The following is a 24,752-nucleotide window of genomic DNA, read 5'->3' as shown; positions in this document are numbered from 1 at the left end:
CACATTCGCCCCAGCGTTTGCGACCAGCGCTAAAGGCGATATGGGCAAAAAAGCCCCGCCCCGGCAAGAATGCCGGGGCGGGGCGCTTTTCGTCATTACGATGAGTGCGAAGGGCAGGGCCCTTAGCGGAACATCGCGCTGATCGATTCTTCGTTGCTGATGCGGCGAACCGCTTCGGCAACTACCGGTGCGATATCCAGTTGACGGATACGCGAACAGGCTTGTGCTGCAGCGGACAGCGGGATGGTGTTAGTCACCACCAGCTCGTCCAGCATGGAATTTTCAATGTTTTCGATCGCTCGACCCGACAGCACAGGGTGTGTGCAGTAGGCAAAGACCTTGGCAGCGCCATGCTCTTTCAGGGCTTTAGCCGCGTGGCACAAGGTGCCGGCGGTATCAACCATGTCATCGACCAGAATACAGGTACGCCCTTCGACATCACCGATGATATGCATCACTTCAGAGTGATTGGCTTTCTCACGGCGCTTGTCGATGATCCCGAGATCTACGCCCAGGGATTTGGCAACAGCACGTGCACGCACGACGCCGCCAATGTCCGGGGACACGATCATCAGGTTTTCGAAGCGTTGGTCTTCGATGTCATCCACCAATACTGGGGAGCCGTAGATGTTATCTACCGGAATATCGAAGAAGCCCTGGATCTGGTCAGCATGCAAATCAACCGTGAGAACACGATCGATGCCGACTACGGTAAGCATGTCAGCGACGACTTTCGCGCTGATAGCCACACGTGCGGAACGCGGACGGCGATCCTGACGGGCATAACCAAAGTAGGGGATCACCGCAGTGATTCGAGTTGCTGAGGAGCGACGGAAGGCATCAGCCATCACGACGAGTTCCATCAGGTTATCGTTGGTCGGAGCGCAAGTCGGCTGAATAATGAAGACGTCTTTACCGCGGACGTTTTCATTGATCTCAGCGGTAATCTCGCCGTCGGAGAACTTACCGACAGAAATGTCACCGAGAGGGATATGCAGCTGACGTACGACACGTCGAGCCAGATCGGGGTTGGCGTTCCCCGTAAAGACCATCATCTTGGACACGCGCAGTACCTGAAGGCTGAGGGTAACCTGGATGAGTATAGGAAAATGGCAGGGGCGGCTGGATTCGAACCAACGCATGGCAGGATCAAAACCTGCTGCCTTACCGCTTGGCGACGCCCCTGTATCTGTTGCAACGAGTACCCAGTACCCGGTTCCTTTTAGAGCAGACTTTGCAGCTTGCGATGCAACATCGAAACGTTGCTTCCCTTTGCTACAAACCCTGTAAGGGTCTCTGTAAGAAGGGCCGAGACTTTATCAGCTTCAGCTTTGCTTGGGAAGCCCCCAAACACACAACTTCCAGTTCCGGTGAGTTTTGCTTCGGTAAATTTACCTAACAAATTCAATGCGTTACGTACATCTGGATAACGCCTTGCTACCACCGGTAAGCAGTCATTTCGACTGTTTCCCTTGGGAACGGGGCGCACTTTAATGGGAGGAGAGTTACGTGTCAACAGTGGATCTGAAAAAATTTCTGCTGTACTTACAGATACTTGCGGCACAAGCACGAGATACCACGGTTCCTCGGGGTCTACAGGGGTCAGTTTTTCTCCGACGCCCTCAGCAAAAGCGGCGTGTCCACGCACGAAAACCGGGACGTCGGCGCCTAACGTCAGGCCCAAAGCGGCTAGCCGATCTTCATCCCAACCCAATTGCCAGAGATGATTGAGGCCGAGCAGGGTGGTCGCCGCATTTGAACTGCCGCCACCGATGCCACCCCCCATGGGCAGAATTTTTTCGATCCAGATATCGATTCCCAGCGTGGAGCCAGATTGTTCCTGAAGTTTTTTTGCCGCACGCACGATCAAATTGCTGTCGTGGGGGACGCCGGGAAATTCGGTATGCAGCTTGATGACGCCGTCATCGCGTACGGCAAAGGTCAGTTCGTCGGCATAATCGAGAAACTGAAACAGCGTCTGTAGCTCGTGATAGCCGTCTTCACGGCGACCGAGGATATGCAGCATAAGATTGAGTTTTGCCGGAGCAGGCAAGGTCAGGCGGGTTGCAGTCATATCATTGCCCCAGTTTGCGAGGTTGCCAGTCCTTGATCACCAGCGTGACGTCGAGGTCGGGGCCGTGAAGCTTGATCCGCTCGGGCAGCCAGAAGCCACTCTGTTCGGCATAACTCAGGTATTCGACCTGCCAGCCATCCTGCTCGAGGTTGGCCAGGCGGCTGTCGGCATCCAGTTTCAAACGACTTTTGCTGTCGGGCGCAGGAAGGCCGCGAACCCACCAGACAAGGTGCGAGACCGGCAGCTTCCAGCCCAGCTGCTCTTCGAGCAGGTCTTCGGGCGTAGACGCTTCATAGCGTCCCTGGTTGGCGACTTCCAGCGCCACCTTGCCCGGGCGACCAGTCAGGCGTGCCGCGCCGCGGCCCAGTGGGCCTGACAGGCGAATGTCGTAGTAGTCCTGACGCTGCAGCCAGAACAAGGTGCCGCTGCCCGAGTCTTTCGGGGCGCGAATACCGACCTTGCCACTGATCTGCCAGCCATCGAGGCTGCTCAGTTGCTGTTTGTGTTCGCGCCATTGCGCAGGATTGCCATGACCCTCTACGGATTCACGGGCGCCAAAGCCCGCGCAGCCGGCGAGCAGGGCGATAAAGCTGAAAACGATAACGTGGCGCAAAAACATAATCTTAAAGAGTCTCGGATCCGGTCAGGCGCTTGATGGTGCTGCGCAGGGTAGGGCTGTCAGGCTGATCCTTGAGGAATTTGCCCCAGATTTGCTTGGCTTCGCGTTGTTTGCCATTGGCCCACAGGACTTCGCCCAGGTGGGCCGCGACTTCCTGATCGGGGAAACGCTCAAGGGCCTGACGCAGCAGTCGTTCTGCTTCGTCGAGGTTGCCCAGGCGGAAGTTCACCCAGCCGAGGCTGTCGAGTACTGCCGGGTCTTCCGGATTCAGCTGATGAGCCTGTTCGATCAGCGCCTTGGCTTCGGCATAACGTGTCGTACGGTCCGACAAGGTGTAGCCGAGGGCGTTCAGCGCCATGGCGTTGTCCGGGTCGCGCTTGATGATCAGTCGCAGGTCTTTTTCCATCTGCGCCAGGTCGTTGCGTTTTTCCGCCTGCATGGCACGGGTATACAGCAGATTCAAGTCGTCCGGGTATTGCTGCAAGGCTTGCTGCAGCACTTTCCAGGCGCGATCGTCCTGTTTGTTGGCGGACAAGGTCTCGACTTCGACCAGGTACAGCTGAATCGCGTAATCGGGTTGAGCGCCGCGGGCGGCGGCCAAACGGCTTTCAGCTTCGGCAGTGCGACCATTATTCATCAGAATATCGGCCTGACGCAGTTGTGCGGGCAAGTAGTCATTGCCCGGGCCGACCTGGGCGTACTCGATCAGTGCGCCTTGCGGGTCGTTGCGTTCTTCGGCGATACGACCCAGGTTCAGGTGAGCTGAATCGACGTGGCTTTCGCGGGCAACCAGGTCTTCCAGATAACCCTTGGCCTCTTCCCAGGCCTTGGCTTCCAGGCAGACCAGTGCCAGGGAGTAACGCAATTCATCATCTTCCGGATATTGCTGGACCAGGCTGGAGAACTCGACTTTGGCGTCGTTCATGCGGTCCTGTTCGACCAGCATGCGTGCATACGTCAGGCGCAGGCGCTTGTCGTCGGGGTATTTGCGGATGCTTTTTTGCAGCAGTGGCAATGCTTCCTTGCCGCGATTCAAGCTTTGCAGCAAGCGGGCACGGAGCAGCAACGGCGCTATTTCGCCTTCTTCTGGTGGGTTTTTCTCAAGGAGGGTCAGCGCGCCTTCGGAGTCTCCATTCTGTTGCAGTAACAGCGCTTTGCCGAAAATCAACTGGCCGTTGTGCGGGTGTTTCTGCAACAAACGGTCAAAACTTTTCATCAGGCCGTTGCGGGTGTCTTGATCGGTATCGGCGGCAGACAAGGCAAGAAAGTCGAAATGGGTGTCGCCTTTGCCTTGCAGGACTTTCTCCATGTAGACCATGGAATCGTCATAACGCCCGCTGCGTGCCAGTTGAACGGCCGCTGCACGTTGCGCCTCCAGATCGTCCGGAGCGTTTTTCGCCCAGATCAGCGAGGTGTCCAGCGCTGCCTGATCGGCGCCCAGGTATTCGGCGATACGGAAGGCCCGCTCGGAGATCCCCGGATCCTGAGTATTGATGGCCTGGGTGACGTAGTTATCCAGGGCAATGTCGTAACGATTGCGCTGGCCAGCCAGTTCTGCGCTCAGCAGGCTGAAGATTGTCTCTTCGCTGAACGGACTGTAAACCTTGGGCTTTTCAGGGGCCGGAGTGCTGCCTTCGACTGGCGGCTTACCGTCCGGTGATACGGGGGCCAAGGCCTGGCAGCCGCTTAGGAAGACAAATGCGAGGAGCAACGCGGAGGATCTATTCATATAGGAAGAGGACGACTAACCTGCGGTCGGATCATCATGACACAAGCGATAGCCCAAACATAACCGGCCTGCCAGGGATAAAAAATCGGCAATGGTTGTTCTGAATCTGGCGAAGTAGGACAATTGGCGGCTTCTCGACATCATCAGCGACCTTGAATGGCCTTCCTTGCACTCGGTATTAACCACAAGACTGCTTCAGTAGACGTCCGCGAGCGCGTGGCCTTTACCCCTGAGCAGTTGGTTGAGGCCTTGCAGCAGCTCTGCCGCCTCACCGACAGTCGCGAAGCTGCGATCCTCTCCACCTGCAATCGCAGTGAGCTGTATATAGAGCAGGATCACCTTTCGTCTGACAACGTGCTGCGCTGGCTGGCCGATTACCACCATTTGAGTCTCGACGAGCTGCGCGCCAGCGCTTATGTGCATGAAGATGATGCGGCAGTTCGTCACATGATGCGTGTGGCCTCGGGGCTAGACTCGCTGGTGCTGGGCGAACCGCAGATTCTTGGTCAGATGAAGTCGGCCTATGCCGTGGCCCGCGAGGCCGGCACCATTGGTCCTTTGCTCGGACGTTTGTTCCAGGCCACATTCAATGCGGCCAAACAGGTGCGTACCGACACCGCCATCGGCGAAAACCCGGTGTCGGTGGCTTTCGCCGCCGTCAGCCTGGCAAAACAGATTTTCAGCGACTTGCAGCGTAGCCAGGCCTTGTTGATTGGTGCCGGTGAAACCATCACGCTGGTCGCCCGACATCTGCATGAGCTTGGCGTCAAGCGTATCGTGGTCGCCAACCGCACACTGGAGCGCGCAAGCATTCTGGCCGAGCAGTTCGGTGCTCATGCAGTGCTGCTTTCGGATATTCCGGCAGAACTGGTTCGCAGCGACATCGTTATCAGCTCCACGGCCAGTCAGTTGCCGATTCTCGGTAAGGGCGCGGTCGAGAGCGCATTGAAGCTGCGTAAGCACAAACCGATTTTCATGGTCGATATCGCTGTGCCACGCGATATCGAGCCGGAAGTGGGCGAGCTGGACGACGTTTACCTCTATAGCGTCGACGATCTCCACGAAGTGGTCGCCGAAAACCTCAAGAGCCGTCAGGGTGCTGCGCAAGCGGCTGAAGAGATGGTGTCCATCGGCGCCGACGACTTCATGGCGCGCTTGCGTGAACTGGCGGCAGTGGATGTGCTCAAGGCCTACCGTCAGCAAGGCGAACGCATGCGCGACGAAGAATTGCAAAAAGCGCAGCGCATGCTGGCCAACGGCAGCAGCGCCGAAGACGTGCTGGTGCAACTGGCGCGCGGCCTGACCAACAAATTGTTGCATGCGCCGAGTGTGCAGCTGAAAAAGCTGTCCGCCGAAGGTCGCCTCGATGCGCTGGCCATGGCCCAGGAACTTTTTGCCCTCGGTGAGGGCTCATCGGATAGCTTTTCGGATAAAAAACCGCAATGAAAGCGTCACTGCTCAATAAGCTGGACATCCTCCAGGACCGTTTCGAGGAACTGACCGCCTTGCTTGGCGATGGCGAAGTCATTTCCGACCAGAACAAGTTCCGCACCTATTCCAAGGAGTACGCGGAAGTTGAACCGATTGTCGCCACCTATAAACAGCTGCTCAAGGTTCAGGGCGACCTTGAAGGTGCCCAGGCGCTGCTCAAGGACAGCGATCCAGACATGCGCGAAATGGCCGTTGAAGAAGTGCGCGAAGCCAAAGAGCGGCTGATCGAGCTCGAAGGCGACCTGCAACGCATGCTGCTGCCCAAGGATCCTAATGATGGGCGCAACGTGTTCCTCGAAATTCGCGCCGGCACCGGGGGTGACGAAGCGGCAATTTTCTCCGGCGACCTGTTCCGTATGTATTCGCGCTACGCCGAGCGTCGCGGCTGGCGGGTGGAAATTCTCTCGGAAAACGAGGGCGAGCATGGCGGCTACAAAGAAGTCATCGCCCGGGTCGAAGGCGACAATGTCTATGGCAAGTTGAAATTCGAATCCGGCGCTCATCGCGTACAACGCGTCCCGGCGACTGAATCCCAAGGCCGTATCCACACGTCCGCTTGCACCGTCGCGGTGTTGCCTGAGCCGGATGAACAGGAAGCCATCGAGATCAACCCGGCGGATCTGCGGGTTGATACCTATCGCTCTTCCGGTGCCGGTGGTCAGCACGTCAACAAGACCGATTCGGCGATTCGCATCACTCACCTTCCTTCGGGGATCGTGGTTGAGTGTCAGGAGGAACGCTCCCAGCACAAGAACCGCGCGCGGGCCATGTCCTGGCTGTCGGCCAAGTTGAATGACCAGCAGACCAGTGCCGCAGCCAATGCCATTGCCAGCGAGCGTAAATTGCTGGTGGGGTCGGGTGATCGCTCCGAGCGGATCCGCACCTATAACTTTGCCCAGGGCCGGGTGACCGATCACCGGGTCAACCTGACCCTGTATTCGCTCGATGAAATTCTCGCGGGCGGCGTCGATGCGGTAATCGAGCCATTGCTGGCTGAGTATCAGGCTGATCAACTGGCAGCAATAGGTGAGTAAATGACGATTATTGCCAGCTTGTTACGCGCAGCCGAACTGCCCGATTCGCCTACGGCTCGTCTGGATGCCGAATTGTTGCTGGCGGCTGCGCTGGGCAAATCCCGCAGTTTTCTGCACACCTGGCCAGAACGAATTGTCAGCAGCGAAGCCGCGCTGACCTTTGCCGACTATTTGCAGCGCCGTCGCTCCGGCGAGCCGGTGGCCTATATTCTCGGCCAGCAGGGTTTCTGGAAGCTGGACCTGGAAGTCGCACCGCATACGCTGATTCCGCGTCCGGATACTGAACTGCTGGTCGAGGCCGCGCTGGAGCTGTTGCCAGCCACGCCCGCCAAGGTGCTCGATCTGGGGACCGGCAGTGGCGCAATTGCCTTGGCCCTGGCCAGCGAGCGTCCGGCCTGGCACGTCACAGCGGTAGACCGAGTGCTGGAAGCCGTGGCCCTGGCCGAACGCAATCGCCAGCGTCTGCACCTGAGTAACGCAACGGTGCTGAGCAGCCATTGGTTCAGCGCGCTGGAAGATCATCGTTTTCAGCTGATTATCAGTAACCCTCCGTACATTGCCGATGCCGACCCGCATCTGGTGGCCGGCGATGTGCGTTTCGAGCCGGCCAGCGCGCTGGTGGCGGGCGTGGACGGGCTCGACGATTTGCGTCTGATCATCGCCCGGTCACCCAAGCACCTGGAAGCGGGCGGCTGGTTGATGCTTGAACATGGCTACGATCAGGCACTGGCAGTGCGTGATTTGCTGCTGGCTCAAGGCTTTGAAGAAGTCCACAGTCGTAAAGACCTGGGCGGCCACGAGCGTATCAGTCTGGGGCGTCTGCCGTGCTGAATGATCAGGAGTTGTTGCGCTATAGCCGGCAGATTCTGCTGCAGCACGTCGACATCGACGGTCAGTTGCGCCTGAAAAGCAGCCGCGTATTGATCGTCGGCCTCGGCGGTCTCGGCGCGCCGGTGGCCTTGTACCTGGCGGCGGCGGGGGTTGGCGAGCTGCATCTGGCGGACTTCGACACGGTTGATCTGACCAACCTGCAACGGCAGATCATTCATGACACTGACAGCGTTGGCTTGAGCAAGGTCGACTCGGCGATTCGTCGCTTGAGCGCGATTAATCCAGAGATTCAGTTGATCGCCCATCGTTCTGCGCTGGATGAAGATTCGCTGGCGGGTACCATCGCTGCGGTCGATCTGGTGCTCGATTGCTCCGATAACTTTTCTACTCGCGAAGCGGTGAATGCGGCCTGCGTGGCGGCGAGCAAACCCTTGGTCAGCGGCGCGGCGATTCGCCTGGAAGGGCAATTGTCGGTGTTCGATCCGCGACGGCCCGAAAGTCCCTGTTACCACTGCTTGTATGGGCACGGCAGCGAAGCCGAATTGACCTGCAGCGAAGCCGGGGTGCTCGGTCCGCTGGTGGGGCTGATCGGTAGTCTGCAAGCCCTTGAGGCGTTGAAGCTGTTGGTTGGCTTCGGCGAGCCGCTGGTGGGGCGTTTGCTGTTGATCGATGCCTTGGGCACGCGTTTTCGTGAACTGCGGGTCAAGCGTGATCCAGGTTGCAGTGTCTGTGGGCCAAAACATGCGTGAAGCGCCGATTGGTGTGTTCGACTCCGGCGTCGGCGGTCTGTCGGTGCTGGGTGAGATCCAGCGCCTGTTGCCCAACGAGTCGCTGCTGTACGTCGGCGATTGCGGCAATATTCCCTACGGTGAGAAGACCCCGGAGTTCATTCGCCAGCGCTGCAGCGTGATGGCCGAATTCTTCGCGCAACAGGGCGCCAAAGCATTGGTACTGGCTTGCAACACGGCGACGGTGGCCGGTGTTGCGGACTTGCGTCGCGATTACCCGGACTGGCCTATCGTCGGCATGGAACCTGCGGTCAAGCCGGCGGCAGCGGCGACCCGCAGTGGCGTGGTCGGCGTGCTGGCGACCACCGGGACCTTACAGAGCGCAAAGTTCGTCGCATTACTCGATCGTTTCGCCACCGATGTGCGGGTCATCACTCAGCCGTGCCCGGGGCTGGTTGAACTGATTGAGGCAGGTGATCTGCACAGTCCTGCGCTTCGCCAGTTACTGCACGGCTATCTCGAGCCCTTGCTGGCGGCGGGGTGCGACACGATTATCCTCGGCTGCACCCACTATCCCTTTCTCAAGCCATTGCTCAAGCAGATGCTCGCGGACGACATCAGCCTGATCGATACTGGCGCCGCCGTCGCCCGACAACTTCAACGCTTGCTCGCCGAGCGTGAATTGCTCGCCCAAGGCCCGGCACGCGAAGCGCAGTTCTGGACCAGTGCCAGTCCTGAGCACCTCAGAAATATTTTGCCGCTGCTATGGAGTGAGTCAGGTGTTGTGAGAAGCTTTTCCTGGTAAAAAATCCTGAAAAAAAGGCAAATAAAAAAGCCTGAGTTTCTGCGTCTGCGATCGCTTCTATAGCTAGTCTGTTGAGTAATACAAAACCATACGAAAACGTTCGGAAAAGGATGTTTCTCATGAAGCGACTGTTCTGTTTGGCTGCGCTTGCGGCCGCAATGTTGGGGCAAAGTTTTTCGGCACAGGCTGCCGGTGTGGAGTTCGCGGTTGGCCAGACCACCGACTCGACCCAGACCTACCGCCTGGGCATGCAATTGGATTGGGACAAGAGCTGGCTACAGAGTGATGTCGGTCGTCTGACCGGCTATTGGAGCGGCGCCTATACGTTTTGGAACGGCGACAAGAAGCCGAACAATCACAGTCTGTCATTCTCACCGGTACTGGTTTATGAGTTCGCCGGCGAAACCGTCAAACCGTATGTCGAGGCGGGGATTGGTCTGTCAGTGTTCGCCCATACCGAAGTGGAAGACAACAAGTTGGGGTCGGCGTTTGAGTTCGAAGACCGCCTCGGTTGCGGCCTGCGCTTTACCGGTGGACATGAAGTCGGCATTCGCGTGACTCACTATTCCAACGCCAGCATCAACAGACATAACGACGGTATAGAGAGCTACGCGCTGCATTACACGATGCCCTTGTAAATTTTGCAGAGTCATACTGTGGCGAGGGAGCAAGCCCTCTCGCCATCTATGCGTGCGCTTGGGATTCAACGATACGCCGTAGCAATCCCTTTGCGTTCGTTGATGCAATCCGCTTCGCCCATCTCGAACTCGCGACAGATCAGCGGGCGTTTCTCGTAGATGGTGCACATCATGGTGTTGCGATCCAGCGCGGCGCACCAGCCGTCATCCAGACGCAACATGACTTCCCCGCCCCAATCGTCAGTGTCGATAAAGCGTTCAGGCACACCGGTGTCGGTGATCAGCATGACTTCCAGTTGGCAGCAGCAGGCCGCGCACGTGGAGCAGGTGATCGCCGGTTCGGCGATTTGAGTGAGAGGAATAGTGTTCATGGCGCGCAGTGTAAGGCAGCGCGCCTGTGCTGTGTGAAAGGGCTGACGGACGTTCGGTGAACTGACGCTTATCGGCTCACGGCTTGTCCTTGTTCGGCGGTCCGTTTCGGACCATAGGCTTGTCCGTCCGAATGGGAAGCGTTGACAGCGGCCAGAACTCTGCCATGAACAACGCCGGAAAAGCGACTTCCAAGGGGCGATCCTGGATCTTCTCCAGGATATGCCGTGCGGCTTTGTCCGCCGGCCAACTCGCCGGCATGGGGAAGTCGTTTATCTCGGTCAAAGGGGTGTCGACGAAGCCAGGGCTGACCACGGTGACGTCAATGCCTTCGGGTGCCCAGTCGTTGCGCAGGGACTCAAACAGATAGCGCAAGCCAGCTTTGGCAGTGCCATAGGCTTCGGCTCGCGGCAGCGGCAGGTAGGTCACCGAGCTGGCGATACCCACCAGATGCGGTTGGTTCCCTGCGCGCAACAGGGGCAGCGCGGCTTCGATGCAGTAATTACTGGCGAGCAGATTGGTGCGTATTACATGTTCGATGATCGACGTGTCGAACTGCCTGGCATCGACATATTCACAGGTGCCGGCATTGAGAATGACGCTGTCGAGTGAGCCCCATACCTCGGCGATGCGCTCGCCGATCTCCCGCACCTGCTGGCTATTGGTGAGATCGGCGGGCACCAGCAGCACTTGCCCTGGATAACGGGAGGACAATTCTTCCAGTGGTGCGACCGCTCGTGCGCTGACGGCGAGCTGCACACCGGATTTGAGCAGTTCTTCGGCCAGTGCGGCACCGATTCCGTTGCTGGCTCCGGTTAGCCAGATACGACGTGGAGGTGTACGACTCATCCCATTCTCCTTTTAAAATCACTCATACCCACCTCCGGCATCCTGTCGTGAGGGCAGGTTCTTGAACGCAGCCAGTGCCCGTTCACGAGACTGGCTCAGATTGACCATCGGCTGCGGATAGTCGGCCGCGCCGAATAGCCCGCCTGTGGCGGCCGGGTTGTGGAGATCTTTCTTGTTTATCGCGGCCAGTTCCGGGAGCCAGTGCTTGATGAACAGCCCTTGCGCATCGAACTTCTCCGATTGGCTCAACGGATTGAAGATCCGGAAGTAGGGCGCCGAATCGGTGCCGGTAGACGAACTCCACTGCCAACCGCCGTTGTTCGCTGCAAGGTCGCCGTCGATCAAGTGGCGCATGAAGAAGCGCTCACCCTCACGCCAGTCGATTAGCAGGTTCTTGGTCAGAAACATCGCCACGACCATCCGCAGGCGATTGTGCATCCAACCGGTTTCCAACAATTGGCGCATGGCGGCGTCGATGATCGGCAGACCGGTCCGGGCCTGCTGCCAGGCGGCCAGTTCTTCGGGGGCATCGCGCCAGGCAAGGGCTTCGGTTTGGGGACGAAACGCGCGGTGCCGGGAAACTCGAGGGTAACCCACCAGAATATGTTTGTAGAACTCGCGCCACAGCAGCTCGTTGATCCAGGTAACGGCGCCGACATTGCCGCTTTCGAATTCACCCCGGTTACTTTGCAAGGCGGCGTGCAAGCACTGCCGCGCAGAAATCACTCCCGCAGCCAGGTAGGCGGACAATTGACTGGTGCCAGGCTTGGCCGGAAAGTCCCGTTCGTTTTTGTAGTGGTTGATCTGCCGGTCGGCAAAGTTCTCCAGACGGCGTAGTGCTTCGGTTTCACCTGCAGGCCAGAGGCTGCGCAACGTCTCGCTGGGTGTCGCGAAACCATCGACCTGCGACGGCACGGGGTCGCTGGTGATGCTCATTGGCAACTGGGTTTTGGGCGTCTTGAGCAATGGAGGCAACCCGCTGTGCAATCGGGCATAACAGACTTTTCGAAACTGACTGAAGACCTGAAACCAGCTGCCGGTTTTGGTCAGCACGCTGCCGGGCTTGAACAGCAATTGATCGAAGTGGCTGTAAAAGGTCACACCATGGGCTTCTACCACGTGAGCCGCTGCTGCATCACGACGGGTTTCATGGATGCCGTATTCCTCGTTCACATGCAGCGCCTGAACGTGCAATTGCTGGCATAACTCGAGCAATACCTGCGGCGCCTGTTCCCACGTAGCGGCGTGACGGATCAGCAAGGGGATGTTCAGCTCGCCCAGGGTTTTGCTCAACTCGCGCAGATTACGCAGCCAGAAGTCCACCTTGCACGCAGCGTCGTCGTGGGCCTGCCATTGCTCCGGGCTCAGCAGATACACGGCCACCGTCGGGCCGCGTTCTGCCGCGGCCGCAAGGGCAGTGTTGTCATGTACGCGCAGGTCGCTGCGCAGCCAGATCAATTGCATGGTCGTTCCAGGAAGAACATTAAATTAGCCCACGCTGAACCAGTCCTTGGTGAGCCGACAAAGGATCTTCGGCCAAGGATAAATCAGCAATTTCAGTGGTTTTAACGGATAACTCGGCGTGGTGGATGCACACCGTCGGTCCAGCAATGATTTTTGGGCAACTGATACCGTTCAGAAGTTTCGGCAGGTGGCTCAAATTTATCGTGTTGCTCGAATAAAGCAGCACACCACGGGCTTGCAGATGATCGACTGCCAGGGCCAGTTCACCAGCGGGCAGCGGCCAGTCGAAGACTTCAACGGGGCAATCGGCGCTGCTCACCAACCAGGCGGTAAGCCATAGATAGGGCTCCAGCGGCAGGTCTGAGTGGTTGATCAGCAGCAGCGGCGCTCCGCGCAACTGGCGGTTGTTATGGTAGATCCTTGCGCCGAACTTGCTGCGTAGCCATGAATGGAAAAACACCCGCTCCATCTGCGTACCGAACTGGCCCTGCCAGCGCTGCTCAAGGTCTGCCAGCAGCGGCATCAACAATCGTTCGCACAAGGTTCGCGGCGGGTAGAGCGACATGGCCTGGTTGAAGGTGTCGTCGACCTGGCGTTCGGCCAACTGGCTGATGGCGTGCATCAGGTTCTGACGCAGCGCGTGCCAGTCGTTTTCAGCAGGCTGGGCGAAGGCCTGCGGGGTGTCGAGCAGTTGCTTGACCTGGCTGACGGCAACCCCACGGTTGAGCCAGGTCAAAATCGTCAGAATGCGCTGTACATGCTCGGTCGAGAACAGCCGATGACCTTTGGGCGTGCGCTGGGGCACGATCAAACCGTAACGGCGCTCCCAGGCCCGCAATGTGACCGCGTTGACGCCGGTCTGGCGGGCGACTTCGCGAATCGGCAGCCAGCCTTCCTCCAATGCCTGTTGGTAGTCGGCGCCGGAATCGTCATTGGCTGTGGTGTTGGGCTTGGTCATGGTCTAAATCGCATTTCGCAGACTGAGATTTTCCGGGTGTGGTTGTAGATAAACCTGCTGCGCGACATAGGGATCGGGGTGTTGGCGCAGGTGGTGTTTGAGGAGCGTTAATGGCACCACCAGCGGCACGATGCCGTGAAGGTATTGGCCGATGACGTGCTGCATTTCCCGCTTGTCTTCAGCACTGATGGCTTGTTTGAAGTAACCACTGAGGTGTTGCAGAACATTGGTGTGGGTGCGGCGGGTGGCGCATTTTTTCAGCGCAGCCATCAGCGCGCTGAAATAGCGCGGGCCGAGCTGGTTGGGGTCGGATTTACCCATGCTGCCGAGCAGGTTGCCCAGGGTTTTGTATTGCACCGGGTTATGGGCCATGAGCAAGTATTTATAGCGCGAGTGAAACTCGGTCAGGCCACGGCGGCTCAGGCCTTCTTGCAGTAACTGCTGCCAGGCTGCATAGGCGAAAACCCGGGTCAGAAAGTTTTCCCGCAGAACCGGGTCATTGAGGCGGCCGTCTTCTTCTACCGGCAGGTCAGGATGCAACGCGCAAAACGCCTGGGCGTAGATTCCGCGACCACCGCCATCAATCGGCATACCGTTGTCCTGATAGACCTTGACCCGTTCCAGACCGCAGGAGGGTGATTTCTGCATGAAGATATAGCCGCAGATGTCATTCAGTTCGGTCGCCATTTTCTGACCGTAATCAGCCAGTGGTTGAGTGACATCGATATCGTGATGAACCGTGCCGACGGCGTGAGGTTGCCGAGGATCACCTGTCAGGCGAATAGGCTCGCGGGGAATGCCCAGGCCGATGGCGACTTCCGGGCAAACCGGGATGAAATCGAAATAATCCGTGAGGGTGCGACTGCACAAGTGCGATTGCTTGTGCCCACCGTTGTAACGGACTTCGGCGCCCATCAGGCACGCGCTGACAGCGATTTTCGGTCTGGTCGCAGCAGGGTCGCTGGGCATGGGGAAACCTCTGATCTAAATCTGTACAGATTTTTTGCTCTGTACAACTTTAGTTCATCATAGGTTCAAAGATGTACAAGTCAAATCGTTTGTATAGGTATTTGATGGCTGATCGAGTTGCAAATCAAGGTCAAACATCGAAGGAGGTGGATGGGCTGCTGTCCATTTCGGCAGCAGCCATTTGCGCGGGTTGATGCGATTTACTGCAGATGTTGGTGCAGGCGTCGGGCGGCTTCCTGACCGCTGAGCCAAGCCCCTTCCACACGTCCGGTAAGGCACCAATCGCCACACACATACAGACCTAGATCAGCATCGGCCAGCGCCCCCCATTCATGACTGCCGGCCGGGCGGGCGTAGAGCCAGCGGTGGGCGAGACTGAAGGTCGGCGCGGGCATGGCGCTTTGCAGTAGCTCGGCGAAAGCCCCGTGCAGTTGCTCGATCACTTGTTCCTTGGGCAGGTCGATATGCTGCCTGCTCCAGGTGCTGGTAGCGTGCAATACCCACGTATCGAGCGTGGTGTCGCGTCCCGGCTTGCTACGGTTGCGAGCCAGCCAGTCAAGCGGGCTGTCCTGTACGAAGCAGCCTTCCATTGGGGTATCCAGCGGTGTTTCGAACGCCAGGGCGACGGCCCAGGTGGGGTCCATTTTCACGCCAGCAGCGGCACCGGCCAGTTTCGGCGCGGAAGCCAGCAGGGCAGTGGCTTGAGGCGCAGGAGTGGCGATAATCACATGACTGAAAGGGCCGTGGGTGAACCCTTCGGCGTCCTGCAGATGCCAATGCTGTTCGCCGCGGTAGACCTCGGTGATACGGCAAGCGAAATGCACTTCCATGTCGCCAATCAGCGCGCGGGTGATCGCGCTCATGCGCGGAGTACCGACCCAGCGGGTCTGTTCGTCAGGCGACAGGGTGAGCTGGCCACCGTGGAAGTTATAGAGCTGCGGAGTCCATTCGGCGACCCAGCCATTGGCCTGCCAGCGCTGGACTTCGATGACGAAGCGGCGGTCGCGGGCGGTGAAATACTGCGCACCCATGTCCAGTGCGCCAGCGTCACTGCGCTTGCTCGACATGCGTCCGCCGCTGCCACGGCTTTTATCGAAAAGCTGCACTTCGTACCCGGTATCGCGAAGCGCCTGGGCAGCTGAGAGTCCGGCGATGCCGGTGCCAATGATTGCGATGGGTACAGTCATAGGGGCCTCGTTTACCTTTCTGTACAGACTACTCCGTGGCTCAAACCTGTACAATATTGTTTTTTGGTATAACTTTTAACGTTCTCGATCTGACAGCTTGGCCTATTGTTAATCACAGAGCCTGCCTGATTTAAAAGATCCCTGCTTATAAAAATAGACTAGTGATCAAGGTAAAACGCCACGCGAGGAAGATGTCATGCACATATTGCTGACCGGCGGTACTGGTTTGATAGGACGTCAGCTCTGCCGACACTGGTTGACCCAAGGCCACCGTTTGACCGTATGGAGTCGCCGACCCGAAAAGGTGGCCAAACTCTGTGGTGTCCAGGTGCGTGGAATAAGTCGGCTCGAGGAGGTTGGCCCGGAGCCGGTCGACGCGGTGATCAATCTCGCCGGTGCGCCGATTGTCGATCGGCCCTGGACCCACAGGCGTAAGGCATTGCTCTGGAGCAGCCGGATCAGCCTGACCGAAACGCTGCTTGCCTGGCTGGAAAGTCGCGAGCAGAAACCTCAAGTACTGATTTCCGGTTCTGCAGTGGGTTGGTATGGCGATGGCGGTGAGCGAGTGTTGACCGAGGTGTCGCCTCCGGTCAGTGAGGACTTTGCCAGTCAGTTGTGTATTGCCTGGGAAGAGACCGCGCAACGGGCCGAGGCCATGGGCATTCGCGTGGTACTGATCCGCACCGGGCTGGTGCTGAGCGCCGAGGGCGGCTTTTTGTCGCGCCTGTTATTGCCGTTCAAACTCGCGCTGGGCGGGCCGATCGGCAGTGGTCGGCAGTGGATGCCGTGGATTCATATCAATGATCAAATCGCCCTGATTGATTTTCTTCTGAATCAGAATGGCGTAAGCGGTCCTTATAATGCCTGCGCGCCGAAGCCGGTCCGTAATCGCGAGTTCGCCAAAACCCTGGGCAGTGTGTTGCACCGACCGGCGATAGTGCCGATACCGGCCTTCGCTTTGCGTGTTGGTCTGGGTGAGTTGTCACTGTTGTTGCTGGGGGGGCAGCGGGCCACACCAACGCGTTTGTTGGCGGCGGGTTTCACTTTCCAGTTCACTGATTTGCGCGCGGCCCTGGACGATTTATCCAGCCGCCTTTGAAATAGGACGTTGCATGACCGATCACGCGTTGCTCCTGGTCAACCTGGGCTCGCCAGCTTCCACTTCAGTGGCAGATGTGCGCAGCTACCTCAATCAATTTCTGATGGATCCCTACGTCATTGACCTGCCATGGCCGGTACGGCGTTTGTTGGTCTCGCTGATTCTGATCAAGCGCCCTGAGCAGTCTGCCCACGCCTATGCCTCGATTTGGTGGGATGAGGGTTCGCCGCTGGTGGTGCTCAGCCGCCGCCTGCAACAGGCAATGACCGCACAGTGGAAGCAAGGCCCGGTGGAATTGGCGATGCGTTACGGAGAGCCGTCGATCGAAACGGTGCTGACCCGCATGGCGGCCCAAGGCGTGAAGAAAGTGACGCTGGCGCCGCTCTACCCGCAGTTCGCCGACAGCACCGTGACCACAGTGATCGAGGAGGCCAAACGGGTAGTGCGAGATAAGAAGCTGGACGTGCAGTTCTCGATCTTGCAGCCGTTCTACGATCAGCCGGAATACCTCGACGCCTTGGTGGCCAGTGCCAGGCCGCATTTAGAGCAGGATTTCGATCACCTGCTACTGAGTTTTCATGGCTTGCCAGAGCGGCACTTGAAGAAGCTCAACCCTGGTCATAGCTTCGAAGGCGCAGGCGATTGCTGCCGTGATGCGCCGCCGGAGGTGGTTGCGACCTGTTATCGCGGCCAGTGCCTGCGCACGGCCGAGGCCTTTGCGCAGCGCATGGGGTTGCCGGAGGGTAAGTGGTCGGTGTCGTTCCAGTCGCGGCTGGGTCGTGCCAAGTGGATCGAACCTTACACCGAAGCGCGTCTTGAGGCGCTGGCGCAGCAGGGCGTGAAGAAAATTCTGGTGATGTGCCCGGCGTTCGTCGCTGATTGCATCGAGACGCTGGAAGAAATTGGTGACCGCGGTCGTGAACAGTTCCGCGAGGCGGGTGGTGAGGAACTGGTGCTGGTGCCGTGTCTGAATGACAACCCAGAGTGGGCGCATGCGTTGAGCGCGCTGTGCGAGCGAGCGCCGATAGCTTTGTGAGGTAATGATCGTTCCCACGCAGCGTGGGAACGATCAAGGCTTAGAGCAACGACTCATCCGCCTTCTTGTGCTTCCAGCTGTCGTTACCCGGCAGAATCAGGTTCAACGCAATCGCTACCACGGCGCACAAGGCAATGCCTTTGAGGCCGAAGTCATCCGGGCCTGTCCCGGTGCCGATCAGCACGCCGCCAATCCCGAATACCAGCGTCACCGACACAATCACCAGATTGCGCGCTTCACTCAGATCGATTTTGTGGCGAATCATCGTGTTCATCCCCACCGCAGCGATAGAACCGAACAGCAGACAGAGAATCCCGCCCATCACCGGTACTGGAATGCTTTGCAACAGCGCGCCGAACTTGCCGATAAACGCCAGGCTGATAGCGAAGATCGCCGCCCAGGTCATGATTTTCGGGTTGTAGTTCTTGGTCAGCATCACCGCGCCGGTGACTTCGGCGTAGGTGGTGTTGGGTGGGCCGCCGAGCAGTCCGGCGGCAGTGGTGGCGATGCCATCACCGAACAGGGTGCGGTGCAGGCCGGGCTTTTTCAGGTAATCACGCCCCGTGACACTGCCGACTGCGATAACCCCACCGATATGCTCGATGGCCGGCGCCAGCGCGACCGGAACGATAAACAGAATCGCCTGCCAGTTGAACTCGGGCGCGGTGAAGTGCGGCAGCGCGAACCACGGTGCTGCGGCAATCTTCGCGGTATCGACCACGCCGAAGTAGAACGCCATGGCGAAACCTACCAGCACGCCGGAAATGATCGGTACCAGGCGGAAAATTCCTTTGCCGAACACCGCCACGATCAAGGTGGTCAGCAGCGCCGGCATCGAAATCAGCATGGCCGTCTGGTAGTGGATCAGCTCAGTGCCGTCGCCAGCCTTGCCCATCGCCATGTTGGCGGCAATCGGCGCCATGGCCAGACCGATGGAAATAATCACCGGACCGATCACCACGGGTGGCAACAGCCGGTCAATGAACCCAGTGCCCTTGATCTTCACCGCCACACCCAGAAAGGTGTAAACGAAGCCCGCCGCCATCACGCCGCCCATGGTCGCGGCGAGGCCGAACTGGCCTTTGGCGAGAATGATGGGCGTGATGAAGGCAAAGCTCGAAGCCAGGAAAACCGGCACCTGGCGCCCAGTGACCACTTGAAACAGCAAAGTCCCCAGGCCCGCCGTGAACAGCGCGACGTTGGGATCGAGGCCGGTAATCAGCGGCATCAACACCAACGCACCAAACGCCACGAACAACATCTGTGCGCCCGATAAAATCGTGCGCCAGAGCGGGTCGTTGAACTCGTCCTGCATGCTCAAGCGTCCTTCTGCTTGGTACCGAATATCTTGTCGCCGGCATCACCCAGGCCCGGAATGATGTAGCCGTGTTCGTTCAGGCGCTCATCGATGGACGCGGTGTAGATGGTCACGTCGGGGTGAGCCTTTTCCACAGCGGCAATACCTTCGGGGGCGGCGACCAACACCATGGCGCGGATATCCTTGCAGCCGGCCTTTTTCAGCAGATCAATGGTCGCGACCATCGAACCGCCGGTGGCGAGCATCGGGTCGATGATCATGGCCAGGCGTTCGTCGATTTCCGGAACCAGTTTTTCAAGGTACGTATGGGCTTCGAGGGTTTCCTCGTTGCGGGCCACACCTACGGCGCTGACCTTGGCACCCGGGATCAGGCTGAGGACGCCTTCGAGCATGCCGATACCGGCGCGCAGGATCGGCACCACGGTAATTTTCTTGCCGGCGATCTTTTCGACTTCAACGGTGCCGCACCAACCTTCGATTTCGTAACTTTCGAGCGGCAGGTCTTTGGTGGCCTCGTAGGTGAGCAGGGCACCGACTTCCTGAGCGAGCTCACGGAAGTTCTTCGTGCTAATGTCTGCGCGGCGCATAAGGCCAAGTTTGTGTCGGATCAGTGGATGGCGGATCTCACGGATGGGCATAGGGAAAGGCTCCGGCGGCGGGCAAAAAAACCGGCCTAGATTAATCTATCCGAGGGTGTTGTCCTATAGACACTCAGTACGTTAGTCCAGAAACGCTTGATCTGACTCCGCCGGATGCGTACCTTTGCCCGCTTTTCCGAAACAGCCACCCCCTTGGAGAGCGCCATGTCCGCTGATCTCGAGCATATCCGTCAAATCATGCGAGAGGCTGACTGCCTGTACACCGAAGCTGAAGTCGAGGCGGCCATCGCCCGTGTCGGAGCGCAAATCAATGAAGAACTGGCTGAGCGCAATCCAGTGGTTTTTTGTGTGATGAACGGTGGTCTGATTTTCTCCGGCAAACTGCTGACCCATCTGAATTTCCCGTTGGAAGCGTCCTACCTGCACGCGACCCGCTATCGCAACGAAACCACCGGCGGCGACCTGTTCTGGAAAGCCAAGCCGGAAGTCTCGTTCATCGACCGTGACGTACTGATCATCGACGACATCCTCGACGAAGGTCATACCCTGGGCGCGATCATCGACTTCTGCAAACACGCCGGTGCCCGTGCAGTGCACACCGCTGTGCTGATCGACAAGGACCACGACCGCAAGGCTCGTCCTGATCTGAAAGCAGACTACGTCGGCCTGCCGTGCATTGACCGCTACATCTTCGGTTACGGCATGGACTACAAAGGCTACTGGCGCAACGCTGCGGGCATCTACGCCGTTAAAGGAATGTAAGACATGACAACGCCGAGTTTTCTCGATCAATCACTGTTCGCCGAGCTGGTTGAGAAGGCTGCGGCGAATCCCCGTGGCCGGCAGCATCACAACTTCCACCAAATGGAAGAGCCGTGTCACCGGATGGCAGTGGGCCTGCAGCCCACTACCTACATCCCGCCCCATCGGCACCTGGGTGACGACAAGGCCGAAACTCTGTTGGTACTCAAAGGCCGCCTCGGCCTGCTGGTTTTCGACGAGTCGGGCCAGGTGCTGACCAAGCGCGTGCTACAGGCCGGCGGCGATTGCCTGGGCGTGGATCTGCCGTCAGGGGTGTTTCATGGTCTGGTGGTGCTGGAAGCCGACAGCCTGATGTTCGAATGCAAGGCCGGACCTTACCAGCCGGTGGGTGAAGGCGAGCAGGCTCATTGGGCACCACGCGAAGGTGAGCCGGGCGTGGCTGAGTATCAGGCCTGGATGCGTTCGCAGTTTGATTGACTGCGGGTTGTGCAAACCCTGATTCCGCTTAGTTAACACCCATCGATTGTCTGGCGATCTGCCCGGATCGTCAGGACAACGTATTGTGATCCAGGTCGGTGGCGAGTGTGATCAGGCCTCGTGTAGAGTGTCTGGCCCCGTGTTTGGAGCCTTACATGAGCCTTCTGATTCGCAAGGTGGCCGCTTGTTTGCTGCTACTTGGCCTGCCTCTGGCGGCCGCCCAGGCGTTGAGTGCCCCGATGCACGCGCAATTTCTGCCTCCAGACGACCTGGCCCTGCGTAACGCTCAACCGGAGCAACAGCAACTGTTTCAGGTTACCGAGTATTCGGTGGTGGTCGGCAGTCAGCGCCAGTCCACTCAACAACCGATCCCGGTGACTTCACCGTTGTTGATCCGCCTGAAGGGCAAAGCGCTGAACAAGGGCGCAACCATCAATCAGGTACTGGTCAATTTCGATGGCGAAAGCAAAAGCCTGAAAAAGCCGATATTCGACGACAAGACCAAGACGCTCACCCTGTATTACCCGTTGACTCAATACCGCGTGGTGATCGATCTGCTGCGTAACGACACGGTTTATTGCCAATTTCTGAGCTATGCCAACGGGCACGTCTGGGCTGACTTGCACACTGGGGCCGTACGCGCGCGTTGAGCGTAGAGGCAGACGGGGGGTAAACTGCCGGCCCCGTGAAATGTCTGTGAGCTGGAGTCGGCAATGCGTAAAGATAAGAAGCAAGTGATTGGTGACGAGATCGGCGATGCGCAGATCAAATTGTTCCTCGATTTCGAACCGGTCGACGCGACTTCGCCATCCCTGCACAAACTGATCAAGGCCTACCGTGGCCTGCGTATCGATGATTTCGAACGCTTTTTGGCGTTCTTCGTCGAAGCCGGTTACGACCTGGACGGCAAGGACGAGCACGGTAAAGATTTCGTCGCTCTTATCCGGGATCAGCGCAATGCTGCCGAATATATCGAGTTGATCCAGAAAACTCGCGGCTGATTTCTATCGCGCCACCTCTCGACGCCTTTGCGGGCGTCTGAGAGAAGTAATCCCCCAGTGTTCATAAATATTTAATAGTTACCTTCTGAATAGTTCAAGATTACGCGTGGGCAATGTAAAGACTCTTACAGTGAACGTCGTTGTTTCGCTGTTGCTGCTTTTAATCTGTTGGCTATTGTTGAGTGTGAGGGCTTCATGACCCTCGCTATAAATAACCAGTACGATCAGATAACCAAAATATAGGGAGCTGGATGATCATGGATGATCTAAAAAACACGGCTGTATTGTCGGTTTTAACACTGTTTTTCTGCCTGGCAAGTTTGTGCGCCCAAGCGGCGGATGAAGTTGTCGACGTGGAGGTTTTCAACGCGACTTCGGCTGTCATCCATCCAGGAGATGATTTTTCCTGGACGAAGAGCCCTGATAACGCGGGGCATGACTTCACCATCAACCCAGGCGAGAGCCAGGAACTGACTTATTACCTGCCTGAGTCGCGGGGCGCGCGTGAGTCGTTCAGCTATACGCAGGGCGATAAACGGTGTCATTTCAGTTTTGGCCATATTCCCCAAGAACCAATGAGCTCTTGGGCAAAAATGCCCTATTCGCGCTGGGCGAAAGGTGAGCCTGTCGAATATTGTAGCGCCCGGTTGATTGATGCTGCGGATAATGATGAGTATGTCCGCAATGGCGGCACGCGTATCAAGTTCATTATGAAATAAACATCTTTGATGTGTCTCACGGCATTGCTCTTTACAGCGCAATAACTAAAAAGCCCCTGATCTCGCGATCAGGGGCTTTTGGCGACTGTTAAATACCCCGAAAAGTATTTAAGACTCAAGCGTAGCTTTCGGTCTCGCTGCTTTCTTCAACCAGTTCCAGAGCGACGTTGTTCTGCGTGTTGATCTTGCGATACAGCGCAGCGTCGGTTTCCAGAACCTTCTCCCGAGCCGGGAAAATTTCCTTGAGTTTGGTTGCCCAAACGCCTTTGGTTTTTTCCGGAAAGCAGCGTTCGATCAGCTCAAGCATGATCGAAACAGTGACCGACGCACCAGGCGAGGCACCGAGCAGAGCGGCCAAAGAACCGTCCTTGGCTGCGACCAGTTCGGTACCGAACTGCAGAACGCCGCCTTTCTTCGGGTCTTTCTTGATGATCTGCACGCGCTGACCGGCCACTTCCAAGCGCCAGTCTTCAGCCTTGGCTTCAGGGTAGAAGCGACGCAGGGACTCAAGACGCTGCTCCATCGACTGCATCACTTCGCTCACCAGGTACTTGGTCAGGTCCATGTTGTTTTTGGCCACAGCCAGCATCGGGCCGATGTTGCCGGCGCGAACCGACATCGGCAGGTCCATGAACGAGCCGTGCTTGAGGAACTTGGTGGTGAAACCGGCGTAAGGTCCGAACAGCAGGGACTTCTTGCCATCGACGACACGGGTGTCCAGGTGCGGCACCGACATCGGTGGCGAACCCACCGCAGCCTGGCTGTAAACCTTGGCCTGGTGGTGTTTGACTACTTCCGGGTTATCGCAACGCAGCCATTGCCCACTGATCGGGAAACCACCGAAGCCTTTGCTTTCTTCGATACCTGAAGCTTGCAGCAATGGCAGCGCAGCACCACCGGCGCCGAGGAAGACGAATTTAGCGTCTACATCGCGGGAGTTGCCAGTGTTCACGTCCTTGATGCTGACGGTCCAGCCGCCTTTGTTACGCTTGAGGCCGGTGACGCGTTTGCAGTACTTGACCTGGGCATCGGGTGCGCTGCTCAGATGCTGGAGCAATTGATTGGTCAGGTTGCCGAAGTTGACGTCGGTACCGTTCATCACGCGGGTTGCGGCGATGACTTCGTCAGCCGCACGGCCTGGCATCATCAATGGCATCCACTCGGCCATTTTTGCCTTGTCTTCGGTGTATTCCATATCCGCGAAGGCGTGATGCTTGTGCAGCTTTTCGAAACGTTTTTTCAGGAACGAAACGCCGCTGTCACCCTGCACGAAGCTCAGGTGCGGCACTGGGCTGATGAAGGTTTTGGACGAGCCGAATGTGCTTTTTTGGGTCAGATAAGACCAAAACTGCTTCGACACCTCGAACTGGGTGTTGATGTGCACGGCTTTCTTGATGTCGACAGTGCCGTCGGCGGCCTGTGGCGTGTAGTTCAGCTCACACAGCCCGGCGTGACCGGTACCGGCGTTGTTCCACGGGTTGGAACTCTCCGCCGCACCCGAATCCATCAGCTCGACGACTTCCAGCTTGATCGCGGGGTCGAGCTCTTTGAGCAGTACAGCCAGGGTGGCACTCATGATGCCCGCCCCAACCAGTACCACGTCGACTGCTTCGTTATGCGCCATTTAACGCGTCTCCAAAATCTGCAGCACCAAATTGACGGCATAGCTGCCAGGAGTTACGGGGCATGCTTCAAATAAAGCCCCAGGTCACCCATGGCCAGGATCGCCATGTCCGAATCTTCGCAATTTTTCGCAACTTCGACGGACGCTACCAACCGGCCTGAGGCTCGTATGAACTCACTTCAGCGTGCCGGAGGCAATTCGACTTATGGTCAAGGCGTCCGTTTGTGCAACCAAATCCGTAGCGGACAGGCTTCAGGCTCCAGTTCTTGAGGAGTGCTCAGTCCTGTGTAGTTGGGCTGTTGTAGACGCTAATAGTGCATTTTCAAACGCAAAACTATTCATTTGCTCGCCACACTCTTGTGAAGTTGTGAA

26 protein-coding genes and 1 tRNA gene are annotated in these 24,752 nt (G+C 57.9%); 13 read left to right on the top strand and 14 right to left on the bottom strand.

Annotated elements, in window-relative coordinates; all coding sequences use genetic code 11:
• Positions 1-122: 122 nt before the first annotated feature.
• From ACN1C3_RS21410 to ACN1C3_RS21390, 5 genes are all read right to left on the bottom strand, one after another.
• Positions 123-1,064 (bottom strand): ribose-phosphate pyrophosphokinase, encoded by a 942-nt coding sequence (locus tag ACN1C3_RS21410; protein ID WP_003208392.1) that lies wholly within the window; start codon positions 1,062-1,064, stop codon positions 123-125.
• A 46-nt stretch (positions 1,065-1,110) separates the two neighbouring features.
• A tRNA-Gln gene (locus tag ACN1C3_RS21405) sits at positions 1,111-1,185 on the bottom strand.
• Between the two features lie 37 nt (positions 1,186-1,222).
• Positions 1,223-2,074: a 4-(cytidine 5'-diphospho)-2-C-methyl-D-erythritol kinase gene (gene ispE / locus ACN1C3_RS21400; protein WP_419117753.1), complete on the bottom strand. Its 852-nt coding sequence runs from the start codon at positions 2,072-2,074 to the stop codon at positions 1,223-1,225.
• Between the two features lies 1 nt (position 2,075).
• Positions 2,076-2,693 carry a lipoprotein insertase outer membrane protein LolB gene (gene lolB / locus ACN1C3_RS21395; RefSeq protein WP_419117752.1) on the bottom strand — a complete coding sequence of 206 codons (618 nt, stop codon included), beginning with the start codon at positions 2,691-2,693 and terminating at the stop codon, positions 2,076-2,078.
• A gap of 4 nt (positions 2,694-2,697) precedes the next feature.
• Complete coding sequence (locus tag ACN1C3_RS21390) at positions 2,698-4,422, bottom strand: tetratricopeptide repeat protein (protein WP_419117751.1); 1,725 nt, start codon at positions 4,420-4,422, stop codon at positions 2,698-2,700.
• Positions 4,423-4,578: 156 nt separating this feature from the next.
• Between ACN1C3_RS21390 and hemA the strand changes: the two genes are divergently transcribed.
• The 6 genes from hemA (at position 4,579) to ACN1C3_RS21360 (ending at position 9,949) form a co-directional block, all read left to right on the top strand.
• The gene (hemA, locus tag ACN1C3_RS21385) at positions 4,579-5,868 is read left to right on the top strand and encodes a glutamyl-tRNA reductase (protein WP_419117750.1); all 1,290 of its coding nucleotides are present in this window, start codon (positions 4,579-4,581) and stop codon (positions 5,866-5,868) included.
• Positions 5,865-6,947: a peptide chain release factor 1 gene (gene prfA / locus ACN1C3_RS21380; RefSeq protein ID WP_419117749.1), complete on the top strand. Its 1,083-nt coding sequence runs from the start codon at positions 5,865-5,867 to the stop codon at positions 6,945-6,947. The genes hemA and prfA overlap by 4 nt, the downstream gene beginning before the upstream one ends.
• Positions 6,948-7,778, top strand: coding sequence for a peptide chain release factor N(5)-glutamine methyltransferase (prmC, locus tag ACN1C3_RS21375; protein ID WP_419117748.1), 831 nt, complete (start codon positions 6,948-6,950; stop codon positions 7,776-7,778). It abuts the gene before it with no gap.
• On the top strand, positions 7,772-8,527 hold the full coding sequence (locus ACN1C3_RS21370; RefSeq protein ID WP_419117747.1) for a molybdopterin-synthase adenylyltransferase MoeB: 756 nt from the start codon (positions 7,772-7,774) through the stop codon (positions 8,525-8,527). The genes prmC and ACN1C3_RS21370 overlap by 7 nt, the downstream gene beginning before the upstream one ends.
• The gene (gene murI / locus ACN1C3_RS21365; protein ID WP_419117746.1) at positions 8,520-9,311 is read left to right on the top strand and encodes a glutamate racemase; all 792 of its coding nucleotides are present in this window, start codon (positions 8,520-8,522) and stop codon (positions 9,309-9,311) included. The genes ACN1C3_RS21370 and murI overlap by 8 nt, the downstream gene beginning before the upstream one ends.
• Positions 9,312-9,430: 119 nt before the next feature.
• Positions 9,431-9,949 (top strand): acyloxyacyl hydrolase, encoded by a 519-nt coding sequence (locus ACN1C3_RS21360; protein ID WP_419117745.1) that lies wholly within the window; start codon positions 9,431-9,433, stop codon positions 9,947-9,949.
• Positions 9,950-10,014: 65 nt separating this feature from the next.
• Here ACN1C3_RS21360 and ACN1C3_RS21355 read toward each other — a convergent pair whose 3' ends face one another.
• From ACN1C3_RS21355 to ACN1C3_RS21330, 6 genes are all read right to left on the bottom strand, one after another.
• Positions 10,015-10,320, bottom strand: coding sequence for a YkgJ family cysteine cluster protein (locus ACN1C3_RS21355; RefSeq protein ID WP_419117744.1), 306 nt, complete (start codon positions 10,318-10,320; stop codon positions 10,015-10,017).
• 76 nt (positions 10,321-10,396) lie between these two features.
• Positions 10,397-11,167, bottom strand: coding sequence for an SDR family NAD(P)-dependent oxidoreductase (locus tag ACN1C3_RS21350; protein ID WP_419117743.1), 771 nt, complete (start codon positions 11,165-11,167; stop codon positions 10,397-10,399).
• 18 nt (positions 11,168-11,185) lie between these two features.
• On the bottom strand, positions 11,186-12,631 hold the full coding sequence (phrB, locus tag ACN1C3_RS21345) for a deoxyribodipyrimidine photo-lyase (RefSeq protein WP_419117742.1): 1,446 nt from the start codon (positions 12,629-12,631) through the stop codon (positions 11,186-11,188).
• Between the two features lie 19 nt (positions 12,632-12,650).
• Positions 12,651-13,589 (bottom strand): MerR family transcriptional regulator, encoded by a 939-nt coding sequence (locus tag ACN1C3_RS21340; RefSeq protein WP_419117741.1) that lies wholly within the window; start codon positions 13,587-13,589, stop codon positions 12,651-12,653.
• 3 nt (positions 13,590-13,592) lie between these two features.
• Positions 13,593-14,558 (bottom strand): YbgA family protein, encoded by a 966-nt coding sequence (locus tag ACN1C3_RS21335; protein WP_419117740.1) that lies wholly within the window; start codon positions 14,556-14,558, stop codon positions 13,593-13,595.
• A gap of 200 nt (positions 14,559-14,758) precedes the next feature.
• Positions 14,759-15,745, bottom strand: coding sequence for an NAD(P)/FAD-dependent oxidoreductase (locus tag ACN1C3_RS21330; protein WP_419117739.1), 987 nt, complete (start codon positions 15,743-15,745; stop codon positions 14,759-14,761).
• Between the two features lie 196 nt (positions 15,746-15,941).
• Here ACN1C3_RS21330 and ACN1C3_RS21325 point away from each other — a divergent pair, with 196 nt between their 5' ends.
• A complete protein-coding gene (locus ACN1C3_RS21325; protein ID WP_419117738.1) occupies positions 15,942-16,844 on the top strand; it encodes a TIGR01777 family oxidoreductase in 903 nt (300 codons plus the stop codon).
• Positions 16,845-16,857: 13 nt separating this feature from the next.
• Positions 16,858-17,880: a ferrochelatase gene (gene hemH / locus ACN1C3_RS21320; protein ID WP_419117737.1), complete on the top strand. Its 1,023-nt coding sequence runs from the start codon at positions 16,858-16,860 to the stop codon at positions 17,878-17,880.
• A gap of 40 nt (positions 17,881-17,920) precedes the next feature.
• Here hemH and ACN1C3_RS21315 read toward each other — a convergent pair whose 3' ends face one another.
• Complete coding sequence (locus ACN1C3_RS21315; RefSeq protein WP_419117736.1) at positions 17,921-19,195, bottom strand: uracil-xanthine permease family protein; 1,275 nt, start codon at positions 19,193-19,195, stop codon at positions 17,921-17,923.
• Positions 19,196-19,197: 2 nt separating this feature from the next.
• Entirely contained in the window at positions 19,198-19,836 is a 639-nt protein-coding gene (gene upp / locus ACN1C3_RS21310; protein ID WP_419117735.1) for a uracil phosphoribosyltransferase, read from the bottom strand.
• Between the two features lie 165 nt (positions 19,837-20,001).
• Between upp and ACN1C3_RS21305 the strand changes: the two genes are divergently transcribed.
• From ACN1C3_RS21305 to ACN1C3_RS21285, 5 genes are all read left to right on the top strand, one after another.
• Positions 20,002-20,559, top strand: coding sequence for a hypoxanthine-guanine phosphoribosyltransferase (locus ACN1C3_RS21305; RefSeq protein ID WP_419117734.1), 558 nt, complete (start codon positions 20,002-20,004; stop codon positions 20,557-20,559).
• 3 nt (positions 20,560-20,562) lie between these two features.
• Positions 20,563-21,036 carry a WbuC family cupin fold metalloprotein gene (locus ACN1C3_RS21300; protein WP_419117733.1) on the top strand — a complete coding sequence of 158 codons (474 nt, stop codon included), beginning with the start codon at positions 20,563-20,565 and terminating at the stop codon, positions 21,034-21,036.
• Positions 21,037-21,191: 155 nt separating this feature from the next.
• Positions 21,192-21,686, top strand: coding sequence for a hypothetical protein (locus tag ACN1C3_RS21295; protein ID WP_419117732.1), 495 nt, complete (start codon positions 21,192-21,194; stop codon positions 21,684-21,686).
• 63 nt (positions 21,687-21,749) lie between these two features.
• Positions 21,750-22,037, top strand: a complete 288-nt coding sequence (locus ACN1C3_RS21290; RefSeq protein ID WP_419117731.1) for a PA4642 family protein — start codon at positions 21,750-21,752, stop codon at positions 22,035-22,037.
• A gap of 257 nt (positions 22,038-22,294) precedes the next feature.
• A complete protein-coding gene (locus ACN1C3_RS21285) occupies positions 22,295-22,756 on the top strand; it encodes a hypothetical protein (RefSeq protein WP_419117730.1) in 462 nt (153 codons plus the stop codon).
• Between the two features lie 115 nt (positions 22,757-22,871).
• Here the strand turns inward: ACN1C3_RS21285 and mqo are convergent, their stop codons facing one another.
• Positions 22,872-24,380: a malate dehydrogenase (quinone) gene (gene mqo / locus ACN1C3_RS21280; protein ID WP_419117729.1), complete on the bottom strand. Its 1,509-nt coding sequence runs from the start codon at positions 24,378-24,380 to the stop codon at positions 22,872-22,874.
• Positions 24,381-24,752 lie beyond the last annotated feature (372 nt).

The sequence above is a fragment of the Pseudomonas sp. H11T01 genome (genome assembly GCF_048515765.1).
Lineage (GTDB): Bacteria > Pseudomonadota > Gammaproteobacteria > Pseudomonadales > Pseudomonadaceae > Aquipseudomonas.
This window is presented reverse-complemented; position numbering and strand designations above follow the sequence as displayed.